This window comes from Streptomyces sp. CBMA152 (assembly GCF_014596475.1).
Taxonomy (GTDB): Bacteria; Actinomycetota; Actinomycetes; order Streptomycetales; family Streptomycetaceae; genus Streptomyces.
The window spans coordinates 206,918-225,154 of record NZ_MECJ01000017.1 but is presented as its reverse complement, the minus strand read 5'-3'; the positions used below and the strand labels follow the sequence as shown (position 1 = coordinate 225,154).

Here is an 18,237-nt window from a genome sequence, read left to right as displayed (position 1 = left end):
CACCATCGTTCCCGGCTCGACTAGCCGTCCGACTCCGACTCTGCCGCCAGCCGTAGCTTCGCGTACTCGTCGGCCATGGTGCGGGCCGTCCAGTGGGCGTTGAGGCCGCTGGGGTTGGGGAGGGCCCAGATGCGGGTCTCGCCGATGGTGCGGTCCTGGGGGCCGATCACGGCCTTGCGGTCGAAGGCGGTGCGGTAGGCGGTGATGCCGACGACGGCGAGGAAGCGGGGGCGGAGGTGTTCGACCTTCGCCGTGAGGACGCGGCCGCCTTCGTGGAACTCGTCGGGGGTCAGCTCGTCGGCTCGGGCGGTGGCGCGGGCGACGACGTTGGTGATGCCGAGGCCGTAGGTCAGCAACTCGCCCTGTTCCCAGGGTTTCAGCTGGCGCGGGGTGAAGCCCGAGAGATGCAGGACGGGCCAGAAGCGGTTGCCGGGGCGGGCGAAGTGGTGGCCCGTGGCGCCGGACATCAGGCTCGGGTTGATGCCGCAGAAGAGTACGGACAGGCCGCCGGCGACCACGTCGGGGATGACGTGGTCGCGGGCGGCCTGGAGTTCCTCGGGAGTCATCGGGGTGACCGGTCGGTCCCGTGGGTTTCGTCCGTGGTCCGGGTCAGAGGATCGAGCCGGGGGTGTATCCGGCGGCGGCCGGGTGCTGCTTGACGATCTCCTCGATACGGGAGACGACGGCCGCCACCTGGTCGCCGGCGGCGCCGGTGAAGGACAGCTTGTCGGCCATGAGCGCGTCGAGCTGGGCGCGGTCGAGCGGCATGCGGTCGTCGGCGGCCAGCTTGTCGAGCAGTTCGTTGCGCTCGGCGCCCTGCTCGCGCATGGCCAGTGCCGAGGCGACGGCGTGCTCCTTGATGACCTCGTGCGCGGCTTCCCGGCCGACCCCGGCGCGTACCGCGGCCATCAGGACCTTGGTGGTGGCGAGGAAGGGGAGGTAGCGGTCGAGTTCGCGGGCGACGACGGCGGGGAAGGCGCCGAACTCGTCGAGCACGGTGAGGAAGGTCTCCAGGAGGCCGTCGAAGGCGAAGAAGGCGTCGGGCAGGGCCACCCGGCGTACGACGGAGCAGGAGACGTCGCCCTCGTTCCACTGGTCGCCGGCCAGCTCGGCGGTCATCGAGGCGTAGCCGCGCAGGATGACCATCAGGCCGTTGACGCGCTCGCAGGAGCGGGTGTTCATCTTGTGCGGCATCGCGGACGAGCCGACCTGGCCGGGCTTGAAGCCCTCGGTGACCAGTTCGTGGCCGGCCATCAGGCGGATCGTCTTGGCGACCGAGGAAGGAGCGGCGGCGAGCTGGACCAGGGAGGTGACGACCTCGTAGTCGAGCGAGCGCGGGTAGACCTGACCGACGGAGGTGAAGGCGTGCGCGAAGCCGAGGTGGCAGGCGATGCGCTGTTCGAGGTCGGCGAGCTTCGCGGCGTCGCCGCCGAGCAGGTCGAGCATGTCCTGGGCGGTGCCGACCGGGCCCTTGATGCCGCGCAGCGGGTAGCGGCCGAGCAGCTCCTCCAGGCGGCCGTAGGCGACGAGCAGCTCGTCGGCGGCGGTGGCGAAGCGCTTGCCCAGGGTGGTGGCCTGCGCGGCGACGTTGTGGGAGCGGCCTGCCATGACCAGCTCGGCGTACTCGCCGGAGAGCTTGCCGAGGCGGGCGAGGACGGCGACGGTGCGGTCGCGCATCAGCTCGAGGGAGAGGCGGATCTGCAGCTGCTCGACGTTCTCGGTCAGGTCACGGGAGGTCATTCCCTTGTGGACCTGCTCGTGGCCGGCGAGAGCGTTGAACTCCTCGATCCGCGCCTTCACGTCGTGCCGGGTGACCTTCTCGCGCTCGGCGATCGAGGCGAGGTCGACCTGGTCGAGTACGCGCTCGTAGTCGGCGAGAGCGGCGTCCGGCACCTCGATCCCGAGGTCCTTCTGCGCGCGCAGCACGGCGAGCCAGAGCTGACGCTCCAGCTTCACCTTCTGCTCGGGGGACCAGAGGACGGCCAGCTCCGTGGAGGCGTAGCGGCCGGCCAGGACATTGGGGATGCGAGGCTTCGCAGACACAGCAGTCACGTGTCCGGATTCTACTGGTGATTTCTGCAGGCCAGTGCCCCGGTCCGGTTTGTGGATTGCTACGAGAGGGTCTCGCGCCGGTCGTACGTCTATGGCTGCGGGGCCGGATCGGCCGGCGGGGTCGTCTCGTACGGCAGGAGCTCGGGGCGTTTGGCGGGGCGGCCGTCGCCCGAGGACCGGCCGGTGAGGCGGCGGCCGATCCAGGGCACCAGGTGCTGGCGGGCGAAGCGTGCGTCGGCCACGCGGCGCGTTGCCCAGCGTGGCTGCGGGGCGGGCGGGAGTGGGGCGAGCCAGTCGTTCTCGGCCGGGAGTCCGAGCGTCTGCCAGACGGCCTCGCAGACCCGGCGGTGGCCCTCGGCGGTCAGATGGAGCCGGTCGACGTCCCACATGCGGGGTTCGCCGAGCACCGGGGCGCCGTACAGGTCGACGACCAACGCGCCGTGTTCGGCGGCGAGTTGGTCGATGTGGGCGAAGAGCTCTTCCATGCGAGGCCGGAAGCGTTCCATCACGGGGCCGTTGCGGCCGGGGCTGCGCATCAGGACGAGTTGGCCGCACGACGGCGTCAGCTTCTCGACGGCCTCGGTGAGCAGCCCGCGCACCCTGCCCATGTCGACCTTGGGGCGCAGGGCGTCGTTGAGGCCACCGACCAGGGTCACCACGTCGGCCCGCATGGCGGCCGCGGGGGCGACCTGCTCGTCGACGATCTGGCCGATGAGTTTTCCGCGCACGGCGAGGTTGGCGTACCGGAAGTCGGGCGTCCGGGCGGCGAGGCGGGCGGCGAGCAGATCCGCCCAGCCGCGGTACGAGCCGTCGGGCATCAGGTCGGACATGCCCTCGGTAAAGGAATCGCCGACTGCGACAAAGCTTGTGTAGCTGGCATGCATCTCCATGGCGGAGCGATCGTACCGCGCGGTAGTGTCGCGCGGTCCGGGTGGAGACGGTGAGGAGAAGCGGATGAGCGAGGCACTGGAGCAGGCGCTGGCGGAGGCGCTCGCGGGCCTGGTGACCGCGGTGGACACCTGCGACGACGACGTACTCGACCCCGATACCGCCGTGAAGTGGCTGGAAGGCAGCGCGTACATCCTGGACCGGCTCGCTCCGGCGGATCGCCGGCGGCTCTCCGCGCTGTTCCGGGCGGCCGCGTTGCGCGAGCCCGAGGGGCCCTGGCGCGACGACCTCCTCAAGGTCGGCGACGGCTTCGGGCTCGACGAGGACCAGCACGAGCTGTACTGCGACGCCCTCCAGGTGAATGTGCGGCGGTTCGTCGAGACCGTGCGCGCGGTCGATCCGGCGACGCCGGTGCCCACCTGTCCGGGCTGGACCATCGCCGACCTCACCCGTCACCACGCCGTCGCGCACCGCTGGGCGGCCCATCTCGTACGCCACCGGGTCACCGAAAGCGTCTGGGTGCGGGACGTGCCGATGGAGGTTCCGGACGACGCGACGGAGTACCCCGAGTGGCTGGCGGCGGGGGTCGAGGAGTCGCTGCGGGTGCTGCGCGCGGCCGATCCCGAGACGCCGATGTGGTCGTACGGCGCCGACCAGCATGTGCGGTTCTACGCCCGGCGGCTGCTCTTCGAGGCCGTGGTGCATCTCGCGGACGCGGAGCTGGCGTTGGGGCGGGTACCGCGCATCGAGGCGTGTACGGCGGGCGACGGCATCGAGGAGTTCCTGGAGAACCTGCAGTGCCTCGACTGGATCGTCGAACGCGTCGCCGCGCTCGGCCGTGACGGCGCCTCGCTGCGGCTGCGGGCCACCGACACCGGCGCTGCCTGGACGGTCGTCCTCGGCGGTGAGGGCGGCTTCCGCTGGGAGAACACCGCACGCGGCGAGGCCACGGTGAGCGTCGAGGGTCCCTCGGGTGACCTGCTGCTCCTGGTGTACGGCCGACGGGCGCCCGGCGACGCGGAGTTCACGGTCATGGGCGACCGTGAGGTGCTCGACGCCTGGTTGGCGGCGATGGCTTTCTGACGTCCGGTGGGCCTCGGGCGGCCTCCGCCGATGTCCCGCGACCTCTGGCGACCTCGCACGCCCGCTGGCACGACGGCGAATTCCGGCCATCGTCGCGGACGGCGGATCCCGGGTGTTGTATCGATGCGGCCCGGCTGCTGCCGGGCCCCTGTCCGCGTGGCGTGTTCCGCGGTATGCCAGGAGCACCTCAACTCACGGTTTCGCCGCCCCACTTGGTTGACTGATCACCGCACCACCTGCCGACGCGACGAGAGAGCGAGCGATCGATGTTCACCAAAGCCTTCTGGAAGGCCACCGCCGAGCGGGCCATCCGCACCTTCGCCCAGTCGCTCGCCGCGGTGCTGACGGCGGGGGCGACCAATCTGCTCGACGTCGACTGGAAGGCGGCGCTCGCGACCGCGGGCATGGCGACGCTGCTCTCCATACTGATGGCGGTCGGTTCGGCGGGGGTGGGGCGGCCGGGCCCGGGCCTCACCGAGACCACGGGAACCGACGTGCCTGCCAAGCACGTTGCCTGAGCGGCGTCCCGCCGCCGGGGCGCCTCGCACGGCGCCCCGGCTTCACGCGCGACCGCAGGCCCACACCCCGTAGACCCGGTGCGCCGCAGACCTACGCCCCCTCCGGCCGACCCACCAGCTCACGCAGGACGTCCTCCATGGTGACCAGGCCGGCCAGTCGGCCGTCGTCGTCGAGTACCGCCGCGAGGTGCGTACGGCTGCGGCGCATCGCGGTCAGGACGTCGTCCAGCGGGGTCGAGGCCTTGACCCGGGCGATCGGCCGCTGTGCCGTCGCCGGGAACGCCACATCGCGCGGCGCGGCGTCCAGCGCGTCCTTGACGTGCAGATAGCCGAGGATGCGGTTGCCGGGGTCGACGACCGGGAAGCGGGAGAAGCCCGAGAGCGCGGCAAGGCGCTCCAGCTCCTCCGGGGTCGTGCCCGCCGGGGTGTGGACGACCTGCTCCAGCGGGACCACCACGTCCCGTACCGGCCGTCGCCCCAGTTCAAGGGCGTCGTGCAGCCGCTCGGCGGCCCGGTCGTCGAGCAGACCGGCGTCGCCCGCGTCCGTGACCATCCGGGCCAGCTCGTCGTCCGAGAAGGTCGCGGCGACCTCGCCCTTGGTCTCGACGCGCAGCAGCTTCAGCAGGGTGTTGGCGAAGGCGTTGATCGAGAAGATCACCGGGCGCAGCGCCCGTGCCAGGGTGACCAGCGGCGGTCCGAGGAGCAGGGCGGTCCTGGCCGGCTCGGCGAGCGCGATGTTCTTCGGCACCATCTCGCCGAGCAGCATGTGCAGATAAGTGGCCACGGCGAGCGCGATGAAGAACGAGACCGGCCGCACCGCGCCCTCGGGCATCCCGACCAGGTGGAACACCGGCTCAAGCAGATGCTCGATGGCGGGCTCGGCGACCACACCGAGCACCAGGGTGCACAGCGTGATGCCCAGCTGGGCCGCCGCCATCAGTGCCGACACATGTTCCAGACCCCAGATCACGCTGCGCGCACGGCGGTTGCCCTGCTCGGCGAGCGGTTCGATCTGGCTGCGGCGCACCGAGATCAGCGCGAACTCGGCGCCGACGAAGAACGCGTTGACGACCAGGGTCGCCAGACCGATGATCAACTGGATGACGGTCATCGGCCGGCCCCCTTGTCATGACGCCCGCTGCCCTTGCCGTGGCCTTCGGCGCCCTTGTCATGGCGCCCGGAGCTCTTGCCCTGATGCCTCGTGCCCCGACCACGACGTCGGGTGCCCCCGGCGCCGTCTTCGTTCTCGTCGCCCTCATCCGTCCGCAGCGGCGCGTGCAGCTGTACGCGCGCCGCGCGGCGGCCCGACGCGTCGACCACGTCGAGGCGCCAGCCGGCCAGCTCCACGCTGTCGCCGACCGTCGGGATCCGCCCGAGCACAGTGGCGATCAGGCCCGCGAGCGTCTCGTACGGGCCCTCGGGGACGCGCAGTCCGATGGTCTCCAGCTGGTCGGTGCGGGCGGCGCCGTCGGCCGAGTAGAGCAGGCGGCCGTCGGCGTCCTCGCCGGAGCGGGCCAGGTCGGACGTCTCGTGCGGGTCGTGCTCGTCCCGCACCTCGCCGACGACCTCCTCGACGATGTCCTCCAGGGTCACGACCCCGGCGGTGCCGCCGTACTCGTCGATGACCACGGCCATGGTCCGCCGCCCGTACAGCTGGTCGAGGAGCCGGTCCACGGTCAGCGTCTCCGGTACGAGCAGGGGCTCGCGCAGCAGCTCGGTCACCGGGTGGCGGGGCCGCTGCTCGGCGGGTATGGCGAGGACGTCCTTGATGTGGGCGATGCCGACGACCGTGTCGAGGCTGCCCCGGTAGACCGGGAAGCGGGACAGGCCCGTCGCGCGCGTGGCGTTCGCGACGTCCTCGGCGGTCGCGTGCACCTCAAGCGCGGTGACCTGCACGCGCGGGGTCATCACGTTCTCGGCGTCGAGCTCCGCCAGGTTGAGCGTACGCACGAAGAGCTCGGCGGTGTCCGCCTCCAGGGCGCCCGCCTTGGCGGAGTGGCGGGCCAGCGCGACCAGCTCCTGCGGGGTGCGGGCGGAGGCCAGCTCCTCGGCGGGCTCCAGGCCCAGACGGCGCACCATGCGGTTGGCGGTGTTGTTGAGGTGGCTGATGAACGGGCGGAAGGCCGCGCTGAAGACGCGCTGCGGCGTCGCGACGACCTTCGCCACCGCGAGCGGCGCCGAGATGGCCCAGTTCTTCGGGACGAGCTCGCCGACGACCATCAGGAAGACGGTCGACAGGGCGGTGCCGAGGACCAGCGCGACCGAGTGGGCGGCGGCGCCGGACAGGCCGAGGGAACCGAGGGGGCCGCTGATCAGCTTGGCGATCGAGGGCTCGGCGAGCATACCGATCACCAGATTGGTGACGGTGATGCCGAGCTGGGCGCCCGAGAGCTGGAAGGTGAGGCTGCGCACGGCCTTGAGGGCGCTGCTCGCACCCCGCTCGCCGCGCTCGACGGCCCGCTCCAGCTCGCCGCGCTCGACGGTGGTGAGCGAGAACTCGGCCGCTACGAAGGCCCCGCAGGCCAGCGACAGCAGCACGGCCACCAGGAGCAGAAGCACTTCGGTCATCGGGTCACCTCCGTCCCATGATCGGGCAGGGCCAGGAGGATCGCGCGATGTCGGGTACCGGTACGGGGACGGGTACTGGGAGGCTCGCCCATGGGCGGACGCTCACACCTTTCAGTCGTGGGACGGTCCACCCATGGTAAAGCACTGGCAAAGTGGGGTGGTCGGTGCAGGCCGGTTCAGTCACCCAGTGGCCTGACCCAGCGGGACCACTGCGGCTCCGGCGTGTACCCGGCCGCGCGCCAGGCGTGGTGTGCCCGCTCGTTGCGGTCCAGGACCATCGCGTCGCCGCGCCGCCCTCCCAGCCGTACGAAACGCTCGTGGGCCGCGTCCAGGAGCGCGCCGCCGATGCCGCGCCGGCGGTGGTCCGGGTGGACCGCGAGCCGGTACAGATGGCAGCGCCAGCCGTCGAAGCCCGCGATCACCGTGCCGACCAGCTCACCGTCGCGCTCGGCCAGGATCAGGGCCTGCGGGTCGCGGGCGACCAGGCGCGCGACGCCGTCGCGGTCGTCGCTGATGCTCGTGCCCTCGGCGGCCGTCTTCCAGAACGCGAGGACCGCGTCGAGGTCGCCGGGGCCCGCCGTACGTATCCGAAGATCGCCCATGGTGGTATCCCATCACCGCCGCCGCGCCCCGGGCGACCCGGTTTCAGGATGTGGGAGGCGCGCCCCGGGAACGCGCGTCCTCGCGCACAGCGCCTCCCGGAACGCGCCGCCCTCTGCCTCGGGAACGCGCACCCTCGCACACAGCGCGCCTCCCGGAAGTGCGCCACCCGCTACTCGTGCGCGATCGCCGTCAGCACATTCATCCGTGACGCACGCAGCGCCGGGAGCAGCGCCGCCAGCAGGCCCACGGCCGCCGCGCCCACCGCCACCGCGATCACCGTCGTCCACGGCACGGCGAACGCCTTCAGGCCCTGGAGCGCGAGCACCTGCTGGATGCCCACGCCCCACACCAGCCCCAGGACGAGCCCGAGGAGCGCTCCGAACACCGCGATCACCACGGACTCCAGCCGGATCATGCGGCGCAGCTGGACCCGCGAGAGCCCGATGGCGCGCAGCAGTCCGATCTCCCGGGTCCGCTCGACCACCGACAGGGCGAGGGTGTTGACCACGCCGAGGACCGCGATCACGATCGCGAGGCCGAGCAGCGCGTACACCAGGTAGAGCATCACGGCGATCTGATCGCGGATCAGCTTCTTGTAGTCCGCCTGGTTGCGCACCTGCACCTGCGGATACGGGTCGAGGGCCTTCTCCAGGGCGGTGCGCAGCTGCTCGGGGTTGGTGCCGCTCGCGGCGTTGACGAACACCGCCGCGTCCTGACCGCCCGGAAGATAGCGCTCCACGGTGGCGAGCCCCATGAACACCCCGCCCTCCACGCCGAATCCGCCCGACGTGTCCATGTTGGTCAGCGCCGCCACCTTCAGCCGCGCCCGCGCGCCGGTCGAGAACGTGACGGGCAGCGAGTCGCCGAGGCGGAGGTGATGGTCGCGCGCGTAGCCGCGGTCCATCGCCAGGTTCCCAGGCGCCAGGGCCTCCGCCGAGCCGCCCGACGCGTAGGTGAGATGGGCGACGTCGTCGAGCTGCGGGTCGTAGCCGGACGCCGTAGTACGGGGAGTCCTGCCGTCGGGCAGCGTGAGGCGCACGGGCGCGTACCGCTGGCGTACGACCGTGTCCACGCCCTTCACGGCCCGCACCTTCGCGGTGATCTCCTGCGGGAACGGCTGGAAGCTGCGGTTCTGTACGACGAAGTCGGCGCCCAGCGTCCGGTCGATCTCCTGGTCGAACGACTTGGTCATCGAGGCGCTGGCCACCGACAGCCCGGCGACCAGGGCGATCCCCACCATCAGCGCGGACGCGGTGGCGCCCGTACGGCGCGGGTTGCGCAGGGCGTTGCGCTGGCTCATCCGGCCCACCGGACCGTACAGCCGCGGGAAGGCGGCGCCGAGCACCCGGATCACCGGCCGTACCAGCAGCGGACCCGCCACCACGGCCGCGATCAGCGTGAGCAGGACGCCGAGGCCCAGCAGCGAGGAGGCGGTCGCCGTCTTCTTGGACGCCGCGCACCCGGCGATCGCCGCCGCACCGGCCGCCGCGAGCAGCGTGCCGACCACGGCCCGGACCCGCAACGGCCGCCCGATACCGGACACTTCGGCGTCCGCGAGGGCCGCCATCGGCGAGACCCGGGCGGCCCGGCGGGCGGGCAGATACGCGGCGACGAACGTCACGCCCACGCCGACCGCGTACGCCGCCACCGGCGTGCCCCAGCCGATCACCATCTCGGTGGCCCTGAGCTTCATCCCGAGCAGGCTCATCAGGGCCATGAGCCCGGCGGCGAGACCGATCCCGGCCGCGAGTCCCAGCGTGGAGCCGACGAGGCCGAGCAGCAGTGCTTCGAGGAGCACCGACCGCCGCACCTGGCGCCGGTCCGCGCCGAGTGCCCGCAACAGGCCCAGTTCCCGGGTGCGTTGGGCGATCAGCATCGAGAAGGTGTTGACGATCAGGAAGATTCCGACGAGTGTGGCGACCCCGGCGAATCCCAACATCACGTACTTGATGACGTCGAGGAAGCCGCCGAGCTGGTCGGTGGCCGACTTCGCCTGCTGGGCGGCGGTCTTGAGGTCGTACGAGGGGCCGACGGCGGCGGCGACGCGCTGTTTCAGGACCTCGTCGGAGACGCCCCGGGCCGCGTCGACCGAGATGGCGCTGGCGGCGTCCGCCTTGCCGAGCAGCCTGGTCTGCGCGGTCGGGGTGTCCAGGAAGACCAGCGCCGCGCCGGGGTTGGTGGTGGTGAAGGTGGCGATGCCGACGACTTGGACCTTGAAGGAGCCGGGCTGGGCCAGCACGGTCAGCGAGTCGCCGATGCGCACGTGCTTCTTGTCGGCGGTGTCCTTGTCGAGCAGCGCCTCGCCCGGGCCGTGCGGTTCATGACCGCTCGTCAGTTTCACCGGACTGCGCTTGGTGACATACCAGTTGGTGGCGATGGTGGGGGCGCCGCTGGTCGGGCCGACCGACTTGTTGGCGGCGTCGACGACGGTGATGTTCTGGACCTCCGCGTCGATGTGCGTCCCGGCCACCCCGTCGACGGCCGCGATCCGGTCCGCGAGCGACGCCGGGACCGTACGGGTCACCCCGGACGAGACCTGTTCGTCGAACTCCTTGGCCGGAGCGACCGTCACATCGGCGGACGTCGAGGCGAAGAGCCTGTCGAACGTACGGGCCACGGTGTCCGAGAAGATCAGCGAACCGGCGACGAACGCCACCGAGAGGATCACCGCGAGCGCGGACAGCAGCAGCCGTCCCTTGTGGGCGAGGAAGCTGCGCAGGGTCGCCTTCAGCACGGCCGCTCAGCCCTTGCGCAACGAGTCGAAGCCGGGGCGGGTGTCGGGATCGGTGGCGTCGGCCGCTCCCGTGGACTCGACCGCTCCCGTCGATCCGGGTCCGCCGGACGCGGAACCGGACGCGCCGGACGGGGTGTCCGGTCCGCCGGAGAACAGCCGCAGCCGGTCCAGGACCGCCTCCGCCGTCGGCCGGGGCATCTCGTCGACGATCCGCCCGTCCGCCAGGAACAGCACCAGATCGGCCCCGCCCGCCGCGACCGGGTCGTGCGTGACCATCACGACCGTCTGCGAGAGCCGGTCCACGGCCTCCCGCAGAAACGTCAGGACCTCGGCGCCCGCCCGCGAGTCCAGGTTCCCGGTCGGCTCGTCCGCGAAGATCAGTTCCGGCCGGGACGCCAGCGCCCGGGCGCACGCCACCCGCTGCTGCTGCCCGCCGGAGAGCTGCGCGGGCCGGTGCTTGAGCCGGTCGCGCAGCCCCAGCGTGTCGATGACCTGCTCCAGCCACTCCCGGTCGGGTTTGCGCCCGGCGATGTCCATCGGCAGCGTGATGTTCTCGGCGGCCGTGAGCGTCGGCAGCAGGTTGAACGCCTGGAACATAAAGCCGATCCGGTCGCGCCGCAGCCGGGTCAGCTCACGGTCCTTGAGCCCGGTGATCTCGGTGTCGCCGAGCCACACCTGACCCGCCGAGACCGAGTCGAGCCCGGCCAGACAGTGCATCAGCGTGGACTTGCCCGAGCCGGAGGGGCCCATGACCGCGGTGAACCGGCCGCGCGCGATGTCCACGTCGACCGAGTCGAGCGCCAGGACCGTCGTCTCGCCCGTGCCGTACGCCTTGGTCAGCGCCCGTGCCCGGGCGGCGACCCCTTCACTCGCAGCTGTCGACAAGGCCGCCTCCCGGGTCATGGCACTGCTGGGCCGGACTCCCGTACGGCATACGAGCGTAGAGCCGCGCAGGCAGCGGGGCCATCCGGCGGAAGGGGGAGATCAGTCCGGATCCGGGCGCCGGGCCGTGCCCAGCACACAGGGCGAGGCGGGATGCCACGGGCCTCTCGCCGGCAGGCGCAGCCGCCGGAACTCGACGAGCGGGAAGCCCGCCGTCTCGATCGCCACCAGCGGATCGCGTGCGGTGTGGCAGCCGCCGAAGAGAAGGGGCCACAGCGTTCGGTCGGCCGTGCGCTGGACCGCCGAAGCCATCCGGCCCTCGGCCAGCCCGTGTTCGAAGAAGCGCAGCTCGCCGCCGGGGCGCAGCACACGGCGGATCTCGGCGAGCGAGCGCGGTACATCGCGTACGGAACACAGCACCAGCGACACCACGGCCGCGTCGAACGCCTCGCTCTTGACCGGCAGCGCCTCGGCGGCCCCGGGCACCACATCCACCGGCACGTCCGCGCGCAGCGCCGCCCGGACCGCGTGTGCGCGCAGTGCGCGCTCGGGTTCGATGGCGACCACCTCGGCGACGGCGGCCGGGTAGTGCGGGAAGTTGAGGCCGGTGCCCGCGCCGATCTCGATGACGCGGCCGCTCAGCCCGGCGAGCAGGTCGCGGCGGTACGCGGCGATGTCGCCACGCCGGTCGGCCGCCTCGCCGAACCGGGCGTAGAACCGGGCGAACAGCGGGTGGTGCACGGCGTTCGGGGCGATCTTGGCACGCTGCTCCATGGGGGGACCCTCCCAGCGGACGGGTGGCGGACGGGCGGAGGCGGTCACCGGGATTGTCCCCGCCCCGCCCGGCCGTCACCCGCTCAGGAAGCCGTCACCCGCTCACGAAGCAGAACTCGTTCCCCTCCGGGTCGCGCATCACCTGGAAGGAGCCCTGGGCATCGGTCACCGTCGCCCCCACCGCCCTCGCGCCCAGGCGTACGGCGGCGGCCCGGGCGCGGGCGACGTCCTCCACCGCGAGGTCGAGATGGAGCCGGTTCCTGCCCGCCTTCGCCTCCGGAACCCGCTGGAAGGCGAGCCGGAGGGTGCCCGGCGCGTCGAGATACGTCCAGCCCGCGTCGCGGACCACCGGGGTGCCGCCGAGCAGCGCCGCCCAGAACCGCGCGAGGCGGTCCGGGGCGGCGCAGTCGACGACGATCTGGCGCAGCCGTGCCCGTAAGACCGCCATCACAGACTCCAGTCGCCGCCGAGCTCCGGGCCGAGCCAACTCGGCGCCGCCGCGCGGAAGTCCGGGCCGGACAGCCGCCCGGCCCCTTCCGGCACCAGGCCGACCAGGGGCGAGCCCGCCGCCTTGGGCAGGTCTGCCAGGTTGCAGCGGGAGGCCAGGTCCGGCTCGGCGGGCCAGCTGCCGACGACCACGCCCGCGCACGCGAGACCTCGGGCCTCAAGTGCCTCGGCGGTCAGCGCCGTCATGTTGAGTGTGCCCAGTCCGGCCGGGGCGACGACCAGGACGGGCGCGCCGAGCAGACGTGCCGCGTCCGCGAGCGTGCCGCCCTCGTCGTCGTAGCGGACGAGCAGCCCGCCCGCGCCTTCCACGAGGACCAGATCGTGCTCGGCGGCCAGCTTCTCGGCCGCCTCGGCGACGTCGGCCGGGCGCACCGGGGTGAGCCCGGCCCGCCGTGCGGCGGTGTCGGGGGCCAACGGCTCGGGGAACCGAGCGAGTTCGGTCCCGGTGATGTCGTCGCCCGCGAGGCGCCGCACCTCCGCCACATCGCCGTCCTCGCCGGGGGCGACCCCGGTCTGGGCCGGCTTGAGGACGGCGACGCTGCGCCCGGCGGCGCGCGCCAGGGCGGCGACGGCCGCCGTGACGACCGTCTTGCCGATCTCCGTGCCCGTACCGCTCACGATCAGTACCGTCATCTCAGCCCTCCCGAGCCGCCGCGCCCACCGCTCGGCAGATGCGCGCGAGATCCGCGTCGTCCGTCACATAGGGCGGCATCGTGTAGACGAGGTCGCGGAACGGGCGCAGCCACACGCCCTCCCGCACCGCCGCCCGGGTCGCCGCCGCCACGTCCACCTCGTGGTCGAGCTGGACCACACCGATGCCGCCGAGGACGCGTACGTCCTTCACCCCGGGCAGTCCGGCGTGCTCGCCCAGACCGTCGCGCAGCCCGTTCTCCAGCCGCTTCAGCTCGCCCTGCCAGTCCTGCGAGAGCAGCAGGTCGATGGAGGCGCAGGCGACGGACGCCGCGAGCGGGTTGCCCATGTAGGTCGGGCCGTGCGCCAGGACCGGGACCTCGCCCGAGGAGATGCCTTCGGCGACCTCGGTGGTGCACAGCGTCGCGGCCATCGTCATATAGCCGCCGGTCATCGCCTTGCCGACGCACAGCACATCGGGGGAGACGCCCGCGTGCTCGGAGGCGAAGAGCGTGCCGGTGCGGCCGAAGCCGGTGGCGATCTCGTCGAAGACGAGCAGCACGCCGTGCTCGTCGCACGCCTCGCGCAGCACCCGCAGATACGCGGGGGTGTGGAACCGCATCCCGCCCGCGTTCTGCACCACCGGCTCGACGATCACCGCGGCCACTTCATCGGCGTGGCGCGCGATCAGGTCCCGCACATGGCGTACGTACGCCTCGTCGGGCTCCGCGTCGTAGCCGGTCGGCGGCGCGTCCGCGAAGACCTGCTCCGGCAGTCGGCCGGACCACAGGGAGTGCATGCCGCCGTCGGGGTCGCACACCGACATCGGCTGCCAGGTGTCGCCGTGGTAGCCGCCGCGCCAGGTCAGCAGCCGCTGCTTGGCGGGCTTGCCGACCGACTTCCAGTACTGCAGGCACATCTTGATGGCGACCTCGACCGAGACCGAGCCCGAGTCGCTGAGGAAGACGTGCTGAAGCGGCTCGGGCGTGATCTCGACGAGCTTCACGGCGAGCCGGACGGCGGGCTCGTGGGTGAGCCCGCCGAACATCACATGGCTCATCCGGTCCAGCTGGCCGTGCGCGGCCTTGTTGAGGACCGGGTGGTTGTAGCCGTGCAGCGCCGACCACCAGGAGGCCATGCCGTCGACCAGCTCGCGGTGTCCCTGCGTCTCCTGGGCCAGCCGCAGCCGGACCCCGGATGCGGACTCCACGACCAGCGGTTCCGTACGGCCCGGCATGGGGCCGTACGGGTGCCAGACGTGCTGGCGGTCCAGGGCCCGCAGCTCGGCGACGTCGTACGAGGGCGTGCGATCAGGCATTGGGGGCCAGATCCGTGCCCGCGCCGCGGCGGCGCACCGCGACCAGGTCCGTACGCGCCTCGGGAACCTCGGCGGCAGCGGCCACCGGCGCGCTCTCGCCGCACGGGCCGCAGGCGCCGCCCTCGTGCGAACCGCACGCACCGCCCTCGTGCGAGCCGCAGCCGCTCTGGGCGTGCGAACCGCAGCCACCGGCGGCGAGCGCGTCGGCGCGGTGCTCGGGCAGCGTCGTGGTGCCCGCGCCCTCCACCTCGAAACCGGCGTCCGCGATCATCTCCAGGTCCGCCTTGCCTTCCTGGCCCTCACTGGTGAGGTAGTCGCCGAGGAAGATCGAGTTGACCAGGTTCAGGGCCAGCGGCTGCATCGAGCGCAGATGCACCTCACGGCCGCCCGCCAGGCGCACCTCGACGTCCGGGCAGACGAACCGCACCATGGCGAGGATGCGCAGGCAGCGCTGGGGGGTGAGGTTCCACTCCTTGGCCAGCGGAGTGCCCTCGAACGGGATGAGGAAGTTGACCGGCACCGAGTCCGGGTCGAGCTCGCGCAGCGCGAAGACCACGTCGACCAGGTCCTCGTCGCTCTCGCCCATGCCCGCGATCAGCCCGGAGCAGGCGGAGAGCCCGGCCCCGTGCGCCTTCTGCACGGTGTCCACGCGGTCGGCGTAGGTGTGGGTGGTCGTGATGTCCCCGTACGTCCCCTCGGACGTGTTGAGGTTGTGGTTGTACGCGTCGGCGCCCGCCGCGCGCAGCCGCTCGGCCTGGCCGTCGGAGAGCAGACCGAGGCAGGCGCACACCTCGACGCCCTCGTTCTGCTCCTTGATCGCCTCGATCGTCTGCGAGACGCGGTCCACGTCGCGGTCGGTCGGGCCGCGGCCGCTGGCCACCAGGCAGACCCGCTTCGCGCCGCCCGCGACACCCGCGGCGGCGGCCTTGGACGCCTCGTCGGGCTTGAGCCAGGTGTACTTCAGGATCTCGGCCTTGGAGCCGAGCCGCTGCGAGCAGTACGAACAGTCCTCGGGGCACAGCCCGGACTTCAGGTTCACCAGGTAGTTGAGCTTCACCCGCCGCCCGAACCACTGGCGGCGCACCTTGCCGGCCGCGGCCACCACATCGAGCAGTTCCTCGTCGGAGGTCGCCAGTACGGCGAGCGCCTCTTCGCGGCTCGGCAGTTCGCGCCGCAGCCCCTTGTCCACCAGCGTGTTCAGCAGGTCCATGGGCCAGATCCTTGCCCAAGACACCGCTTCCAGCCAAGGAGGGATCGTACAACTGCGCCCTTGGAAGGTGTGTGTATTGCCACACCCTGACCTCGGTTGCGGCGGAATAGGGTCTGTGCGCTGCCTACAAAAGGGATCTTCACCATGCCCCGAGCGCCATTCGACTGGATCGACGGAGCGACCGAGCGGCGCGAGCGCGCCGGTCTGGTCCGGGTGCTCCGGCCGCGCACCGCCGACCAGGATCTGCTGGACCTGGCGAGCAACGACTACCTGGGGCTGACCCGGCACCCGGCGGTGACCGAGGGCGCGGCCGCGGCCGCCCGCCGCTGGGGCGCCGGGGCCACCGGCTCCCGCCTGGTCACCGGCACCACCGCGCTGCACGCCGAGCTGGAAGCGGAGCTCGCCGAGTTCTGCGGCTTCGAGGCGGCGCTGGTCTTCTCCTCCGGTTACGCGGCCAACCTCGCGGCGCTGACCGCGCTGGGGGAGCGCGACTCGCTGATCGTCTCCGACGCGGCCAACCACGCCTCGATCGTCGACGGCTGCCGCCTCGCGCGCGCGGAGACCGCCGTGGTCCCGCACGCGGACCCGGAGGCCGTGCGCAAGACCCTGGAGGCGCACGACGGGCGCGCGTTGGTCGTCAGCGACTCGGTCTTCTCGGTGGACGGCGACGCCGCGCCGCTGCCCCAACTCATCGGCGCCTGCCGGGAGTTCGGCGCGGCCCTGGTGGTGGACGACGCCCATGGCCTCGGGGTCCTGGGCGAGGGCGGGCGCGGCGCGCTGCACGCGGCCGGGCTCGCGGGCGGGGACGACGTGGTCGCCACGCTCACCCTGTCCAAGTCGCTCGGCAGCCAGGGCGGCGCGGTCCTCGGCCCGGCCAAGGTCATCCAGCACCTCGTCAACGCGGCCCGTACGTTCATCTTCGACACCGGCCTCGCACCCGCCGCCGCGGGCGGCGCCCTGGCGGCGCTGCGGCTGCTGCGCGGCGAGCCCGAACGGGCGGGCCGGGCCCGCGAAGTGGCGGCCGAGCTGCACGGACGGCTGACGGCCGCGGGTCTGACGGCGGTACGCCCGGACGCGGCCGTGGTGTCGGTGCGGGCGCCCTCGCCGGAGGCGGCGGTGGGCTGGGCGGCCGACTGCCGGGCCGCCGGGCTCGTGGTCGGGTGCTTCCGCCCGCCGTCGGTGCCGGACGGCATCTCCCGGCTGCGGCTGACCGCCCGAGCAGATTTGACACAGAGTCAGATCGAGTGGGCGGTGGACACGATCCTGCGGACCGCGCCCACCGCCTAGTCCCCCGTTCCCCCGTTCACGTACTCAACTCCTGCTGTCGGGCGCCTCGTCGAGCCCGGTGGACAGACCCGTGAGAAAACCGTGCCAGGCCCGCGTTCCGAAGAGGAGCGCGGGTCCGGTGGTCCTCTTGGAGTCACGGACGGCCAGCGTCGCTGCGTCGATACGTGCTGTCTCGACGCAATTGTTCATTCCTACACTGCGGCTGCTGCGCCGCCACTGCGCGCCGTTCAGAGAAGTGCTGGAAGGTACATGCGCGGGGGGTTCGGGCATCACATGCCTCCCTTACGCGCCGTCAGCGAGCCCGGCGATGAGATTCAACGATTCCTTGTACGAAAGGGCCTGCGCCTCGACCGTGTGGAACGCGGCGCCGTACGCCTCAAGGTCTTCTTTCCGTTCGAGATAGAGGCTACTCGTCAAGTGGTCGATAACAACCACGTCCAGATCGGAAATGTGCGGAAAGGAGAAGATAACGAAAGGCCCGGTGAGACAGATATGGCCACCGCTGCTGAAAGGCAGCACCCGCAGCCGGACTTGGGGCAGTTGCGCCATGTCCACGAGATACCGCAACTGCCGTCGCATCGCGGCCGCCCCGCCCACCTCGCGGCGCAGCGCCGCCTCGTCGACCACCGCGCTGAGCCGCAGCGGCGGATCCGCCCGCAGCACCTCCTGGCGCGCGAGGCGCACCTGGACCAGTGAGTCCACCCGTGCCGCGTCGAGCCCGTGGAGCGCGGCCCGGGTCACCGCCCGGGCGTACTCGGGCGTCTGGAGCAGCCCCGGCACCACCGACGTCTCCAGGGTGCGCGCCGCCGACGCCTGCGACTCCAGACTGATGAAGTCCCGGTACTGCGGCGGCAACAGCCCACGATAGGCCTGCCACCACTGGTCCGCGCGCCCGTCGGCCGAGCCCGCGAGCGCTTCCAGCAGGGCGCGGAGGCGCGGGTCGTCGACGCCGTACAGTTCGAGCAGCCGGGCCACGTCGGCCGGCTTCACACCGCTGCGGCCGGTCTCGATCCGGCTCACCTTGGACTGGTGCCAGCCGAGTTGCCGGGCCACCTCGGCGCTGGTGAGGGCGGCCGCGACACGCAGCCGCCGCAGCTCCTCACCGAGCTTGCGGCGGCGTACCGCGGGACCGTGCCACATCTTGGGTCTCCTCCCACCCGGCGGCGATTCGGGCGATGGGCAA

At 72.2% G+C, this 18,237-nt stretch carries 18 protein-coding genes; 3 read left to right on the top strand and 15 right to left on the bottom strand.

Annotation, left to right across the window (positions count from 1 at the left end):
- Positions 1-20: 20 nt before the first annotated feature.
- The 3 genes from mug to BG418_RS17210 all read right to left on the bottom strand — a co-directional run bounded on the left by mug (position 21) and on the right by BG418_RS17210 (position 2,942).
- Entirely contained in the window at positions 21-566 is a 546-nt protein-coding gene (mug, locus tag BG418_RS17220; RefSeq protein WP_188274773.1) for a G/U mismatch-specific DNA glycosylase, read from the bottom strand.
- A 43-nt stretch (positions 567-609) separates the two neighbouring features.
- Positions 610-2,052 carry an adenylosuccinate lyase gene (purB, locus tag BG418_RS17215; RefSeq protein WP_188274772.1) on the bottom strand — a complete coding sequence of 481 codons (1,443 nt, stop codon included), beginning with the start codon at positions 2,050-2,052 and terminating at the stop codon, positions 610-612.
- An 89-nt stretch (positions 2,053-2,141) separates the two neighbouring features.
- Complete coding sequence (locus BG418_RS17210) at positions 2,142-2,942, bottom strand: SGNH/GDSL hydrolase family protein (protein WP_188274771.1); 801 nt, start codon at positions 2,940-2,942, stop codon at positions 2,142-2,144.
- Between the two features lie 64 nt (positions 2,943-3,006).
- On the opposite strand from BG418_RS17210, the gene BG418_RS17205 reads away from it, so the two are divergent.
- Positions 3,007-4,023, top strand: coding sequence for a maleylpyruvate isomerase family mycothiol-dependent enzyme (locus BG418_RS17205; RefSeq protein ID WP_188274770.1), 1,017 nt, complete (start codon positions 3,007-3,009; stop codon positions 4,021-4,023).
- A gap of 266 nt (positions 4,024-4,289) precedes the next feature.
- Complete coding sequence (locus BG418_RS17200) at positions 4,290-4,541, top strand: holin (protein WP_188274769.1); 252 nt, start codon at positions 4,290-4,292, stop codon at positions 4,539-4,541.
- Positions 4,542-4,632: 91 nt separating this feature from the next.
- Here BG418_RS17200 and BG418_RS17195 read toward each other — a convergent pair whose 3' ends face one another.
- From BG418_RS17195 to bioB, 10 genes are all read right to left on the bottom strand, one after another.
- Positions 4,633-5,652, bottom strand: coding sequence for a hemolysin family protein (locus tag BG418_RS17195; protein ID WP_188274768.1), 1,020 nt, complete (start codon positions 5,650-5,652; stop codon positions 4,633-4,635).
- Positions 5,649-7,109 (bottom strand): hemolysin family protein, encoded by a 1,461-nt coding sequence (locus BG418_RS17190; protein ID WP_188274767.1) that lies wholly within the window; start codon positions 7,107-7,109, stop codon positions 5,649-5,651. Before BG418_RS17190 ends, BG418_RS17195 begins: the two co-directional genes overlap by 4 nt.
- Positions 7,110-7,285: 176 nt before the next feature.
- Positions 7,286-7,711 carry a GNAT family N-acetyltransferase gene (locus BG418_RS17185; protein ID WP_188274766.1) on the bottom strand — a complete coding sequence of 142 codons (426 nt, stop codon included), beginning with the start codon at positions 7,709-7,711 and terminating at the stop codon, positions 7,286-7,288.
- Between the two features lie 170 nt (positions 7,712-7,881).
- The gene (locus tag BG418_RS17180) at positions 7,882-10,446 is read right to left on the bottom strand and encodes an ABC transporter permease (RefSeq protein WP_188274765.1); all 2,565 of its coding nucleotides are present in this window, start codon (positions 10,444-10,446) and stop codon (positions 7,882-7,884) included.
- Positions 10,447-10,452: 6 nt separating this feature from the next.
- A complete protein-coding gene (locus BG418_RS17175) occupies positions 10,453-11,349 on the bottom strand; it encodes an ABC transporter ATP-binding protein (RefSeq protein ID WP_188274764.1) in 897 nt (298 codons plus the stop codon).
- An 81-nt stretch (positions 11,350-11,430) separates the two neighbouring features.
- Complete coding sequence (locus BG418_RS17170) at positions 11,431-12,102, bottom strand: class I SAM-dependent methyltransferase (RefSeq protein WP_188274763.1); 672 nt, start codon at positions 12,100-12,102, stop codon at positions 11,431-11,433.
- 94 nt (positions 12,103-12,196) lie between these two features.
- Positions 12,197-12,550 carry a VOC family protein gene (locus tag BG418_RS17165; protein WP_188274762.1) on the bottom strand — a complete coding sequence of 118 codons (354 nt, stop codon included), beginning with the start codon at positions 12,548-12,550 and terminating at the stop codon, positions 12,197-12,199.
- Positions 12,550-13,242 carry a dethiobiotin synthase gene (gene bioD, locus BG418_RS17160; protein WP_188274761.1) on the bottom strand — a complete coding sequence of 231 codons (693 nt, stop codon included), beginning with the start codon at positions 13,240-13,242 and terminating at the stop codon, positions 12,550-12,552. The genes BG418_RS17165 and bioD overlap by 1 nt, the downstream gene beginning before the upstream one ends.
- 1 nt (position 13,243) lies before the next feature.
- Positions 13,244-14,557, bottom strand: coding sequence for an adenosylmethionine--8-amino-7-oxononanoate transaminase (locus tag BG418_RS17155; RefSeq protein ID WP_188274760.1), 1,314 nt, complete (start codon positions 14,555-14,557; stop codon positions 13,244-13,246).
- Entirely contained in the window at positions 14,550-15,767 is a 1,218-nt protein-coding gene (gene bioB, locus BG418_RS17150) for a biotin synthase BioB (protein ID WP_188274759.1), read from the bottom strand. The genes BG418_RS17155 and bioB overlap by 8 nt, the downstream gene beginning before the upstream one ends.
- A gap of 144 nt (positions 15,768-15,911) precedes the next feature.
- Here bioB and BG418_RS17145 point away from each other — a divergent pair, with 144 nt between their 5' ends.
- Positions 15,912-17,054: an 8-amino-7-oxononanoate synthase gene (locus BG418_RS17145; protein WP_188274758.1), complete on the top strand. Its 1,143-nt coding sequence runs from the start codon at positions 15,912-15,914 to the stop codon at positions 17,052-17,054.
- A gap of 24 nt (positions 17,055-17,078) precedes the next feature.
- Here BG418_RS17145 and BG418_RS17140 read toward each other — a convergent pair whose 3' ends face one another.
- Entirely contained in the window at positions 17,079-17,324 is a 246-nt protein-coding gene (locus BG418_RS17140; protein WP_188274757.1) for a DUF397 domain-containing protein, read from the bottom strand.
- Between the two features lie 12 nt (positions 17,325-17,336).
- Complete coding sequence (locus BG418_RS17135) at positions 17,337-18,194, bottom strand: helix-turn-helix transcriptional regulator (RefSeq protein WP_188274756.1); 858 nt, start codon at positions 18,192-18,194, stop codon at positions 17,337-17,339.
- Between the last annotated feature and the right edge of the window lie 43 nt (positions 18,195-18,237).

What these genes read in the sequence shown, in the direction of transcription:
- mug (WP_188274773.1), bottom strand. Translation starts at nt 566, where the DNA reads ATGACTCCCGAGGAACTCCAGGCCGCCCGCGACCACGTCATCCCCGAC.
- BG418_RS17210 (WP_188274771.1), bottom strand. Translation starts at nt 2,942, where the DNA reads ATGGAGATGCATGCCAGCTACACAAGCTTTGTCGCAGTCGGCGATTCC.
- BG418_RS17205 (WP_188274770.1), top strand. Translation starts at nt 3,007, where the DNA reads ATGAGCGAGGCACTGGAGCAGGCGCTGGCGGAGGCGCTCGCGGGCCTG.
- BG418_RS17200 (WP_188274769.1), top strand. Translation starts at nt 4,290, where the DNA reads ATGTTCACCAAAGCCTTCTGGAAGGCCACCGCCGAGCGGGCCATCCGC.
- BG418_RS17195 (WP_188274768.1), bottom strand. Translation starts at nt 5,652, where the DNA reads ATGACCGTCATCCAGTTGATCATCGGTCTGGCGACCCTGGTCGTCAAC.
- BG418_RS17190 (WP_188274767.1), bottom strand. Translation starts at nt 7,109, where the DNA reads ATGACCGAAGTGCTTCTGCTCCTGGTGGCCGTGCTGCTGTCGCTGGCC.
- BG418_RS17185 (WP_188274766.1), bottom strand. Translation starts at nt 7,711, where the DNA reads ATGGGCGATCTTCGGATACGTACGGCGGGCCCCGGCGACCTCGACGCG.
- BG418_RS17175 (WP_188274764.1), bottom strand. Translation starts at nt 11,349, where the DNA reads ATGACCCGGGAGGCGGCCTTGTCGACAGCTGCGAGTGAAGGGGTCGCC.
- BG418_RS17170 (WP_188274763.1), bottom strand. Translation starts at nt 12,102, where the DNA reads ATGGAGCAGCGTGCCAAGATCGCCCCGAACGCCGTGCACCACCCGCTG.
- BG418_RS17165 (WP_188274762.1), bottom strand. Translation starts at nt 12,550, where the DNA reads ATGGCGGTCTTACGGGCACGGCTGCGCCAGATCGTCGTCGACTGCGCC.
- bioD (WP_188274761.1), bottom strand. Translation starts at nt 13,242, where the DNA reads ATGACGGTACTGATCGTGAGCGGTACGGGCACGGAGATCGGCAAGACG.
- BG418_RS17155 (WP_188274760.1), bottom strand. Translation starts at nt 14,557, where the DNA reads ATGCCTGATCGCACGCCCTCGTACGACGTCGCCGAGCTGCGGGCCCTG.
- bioB (WP_188274759.1), bottom strand. Translation starts at nt 15,767, where the DNA reads ATGGACCTGCTGAACACGCTGGTGGACAAGGGGCTGCGGCGCGAACTG.
- BG418_RS17145 (WP_188274758.1), top strand. Translation starts at nt 15,912, where the DNA reads ATGCCCCGAGCGCCATTCGACTGGATCGACGGAGCGACCGAGCGGCGC.
- BG418_RS17140 (WP_188274757.1), bottom strand. Translation starts at nt 17,324, where the DNA reads ATGCCCGAACCCCCCGCGCATGTACCTTCCAGCACTTCTCTGAACGGC.
- BG418_RS17135 (WP_188274756.1), bottom strand. Translation starts at nt 18,194, where the DNA reads ATGTGGCACGGTCCCGCGGTACGCCGCCGCAAGCTCGGTGAGGAGCTG.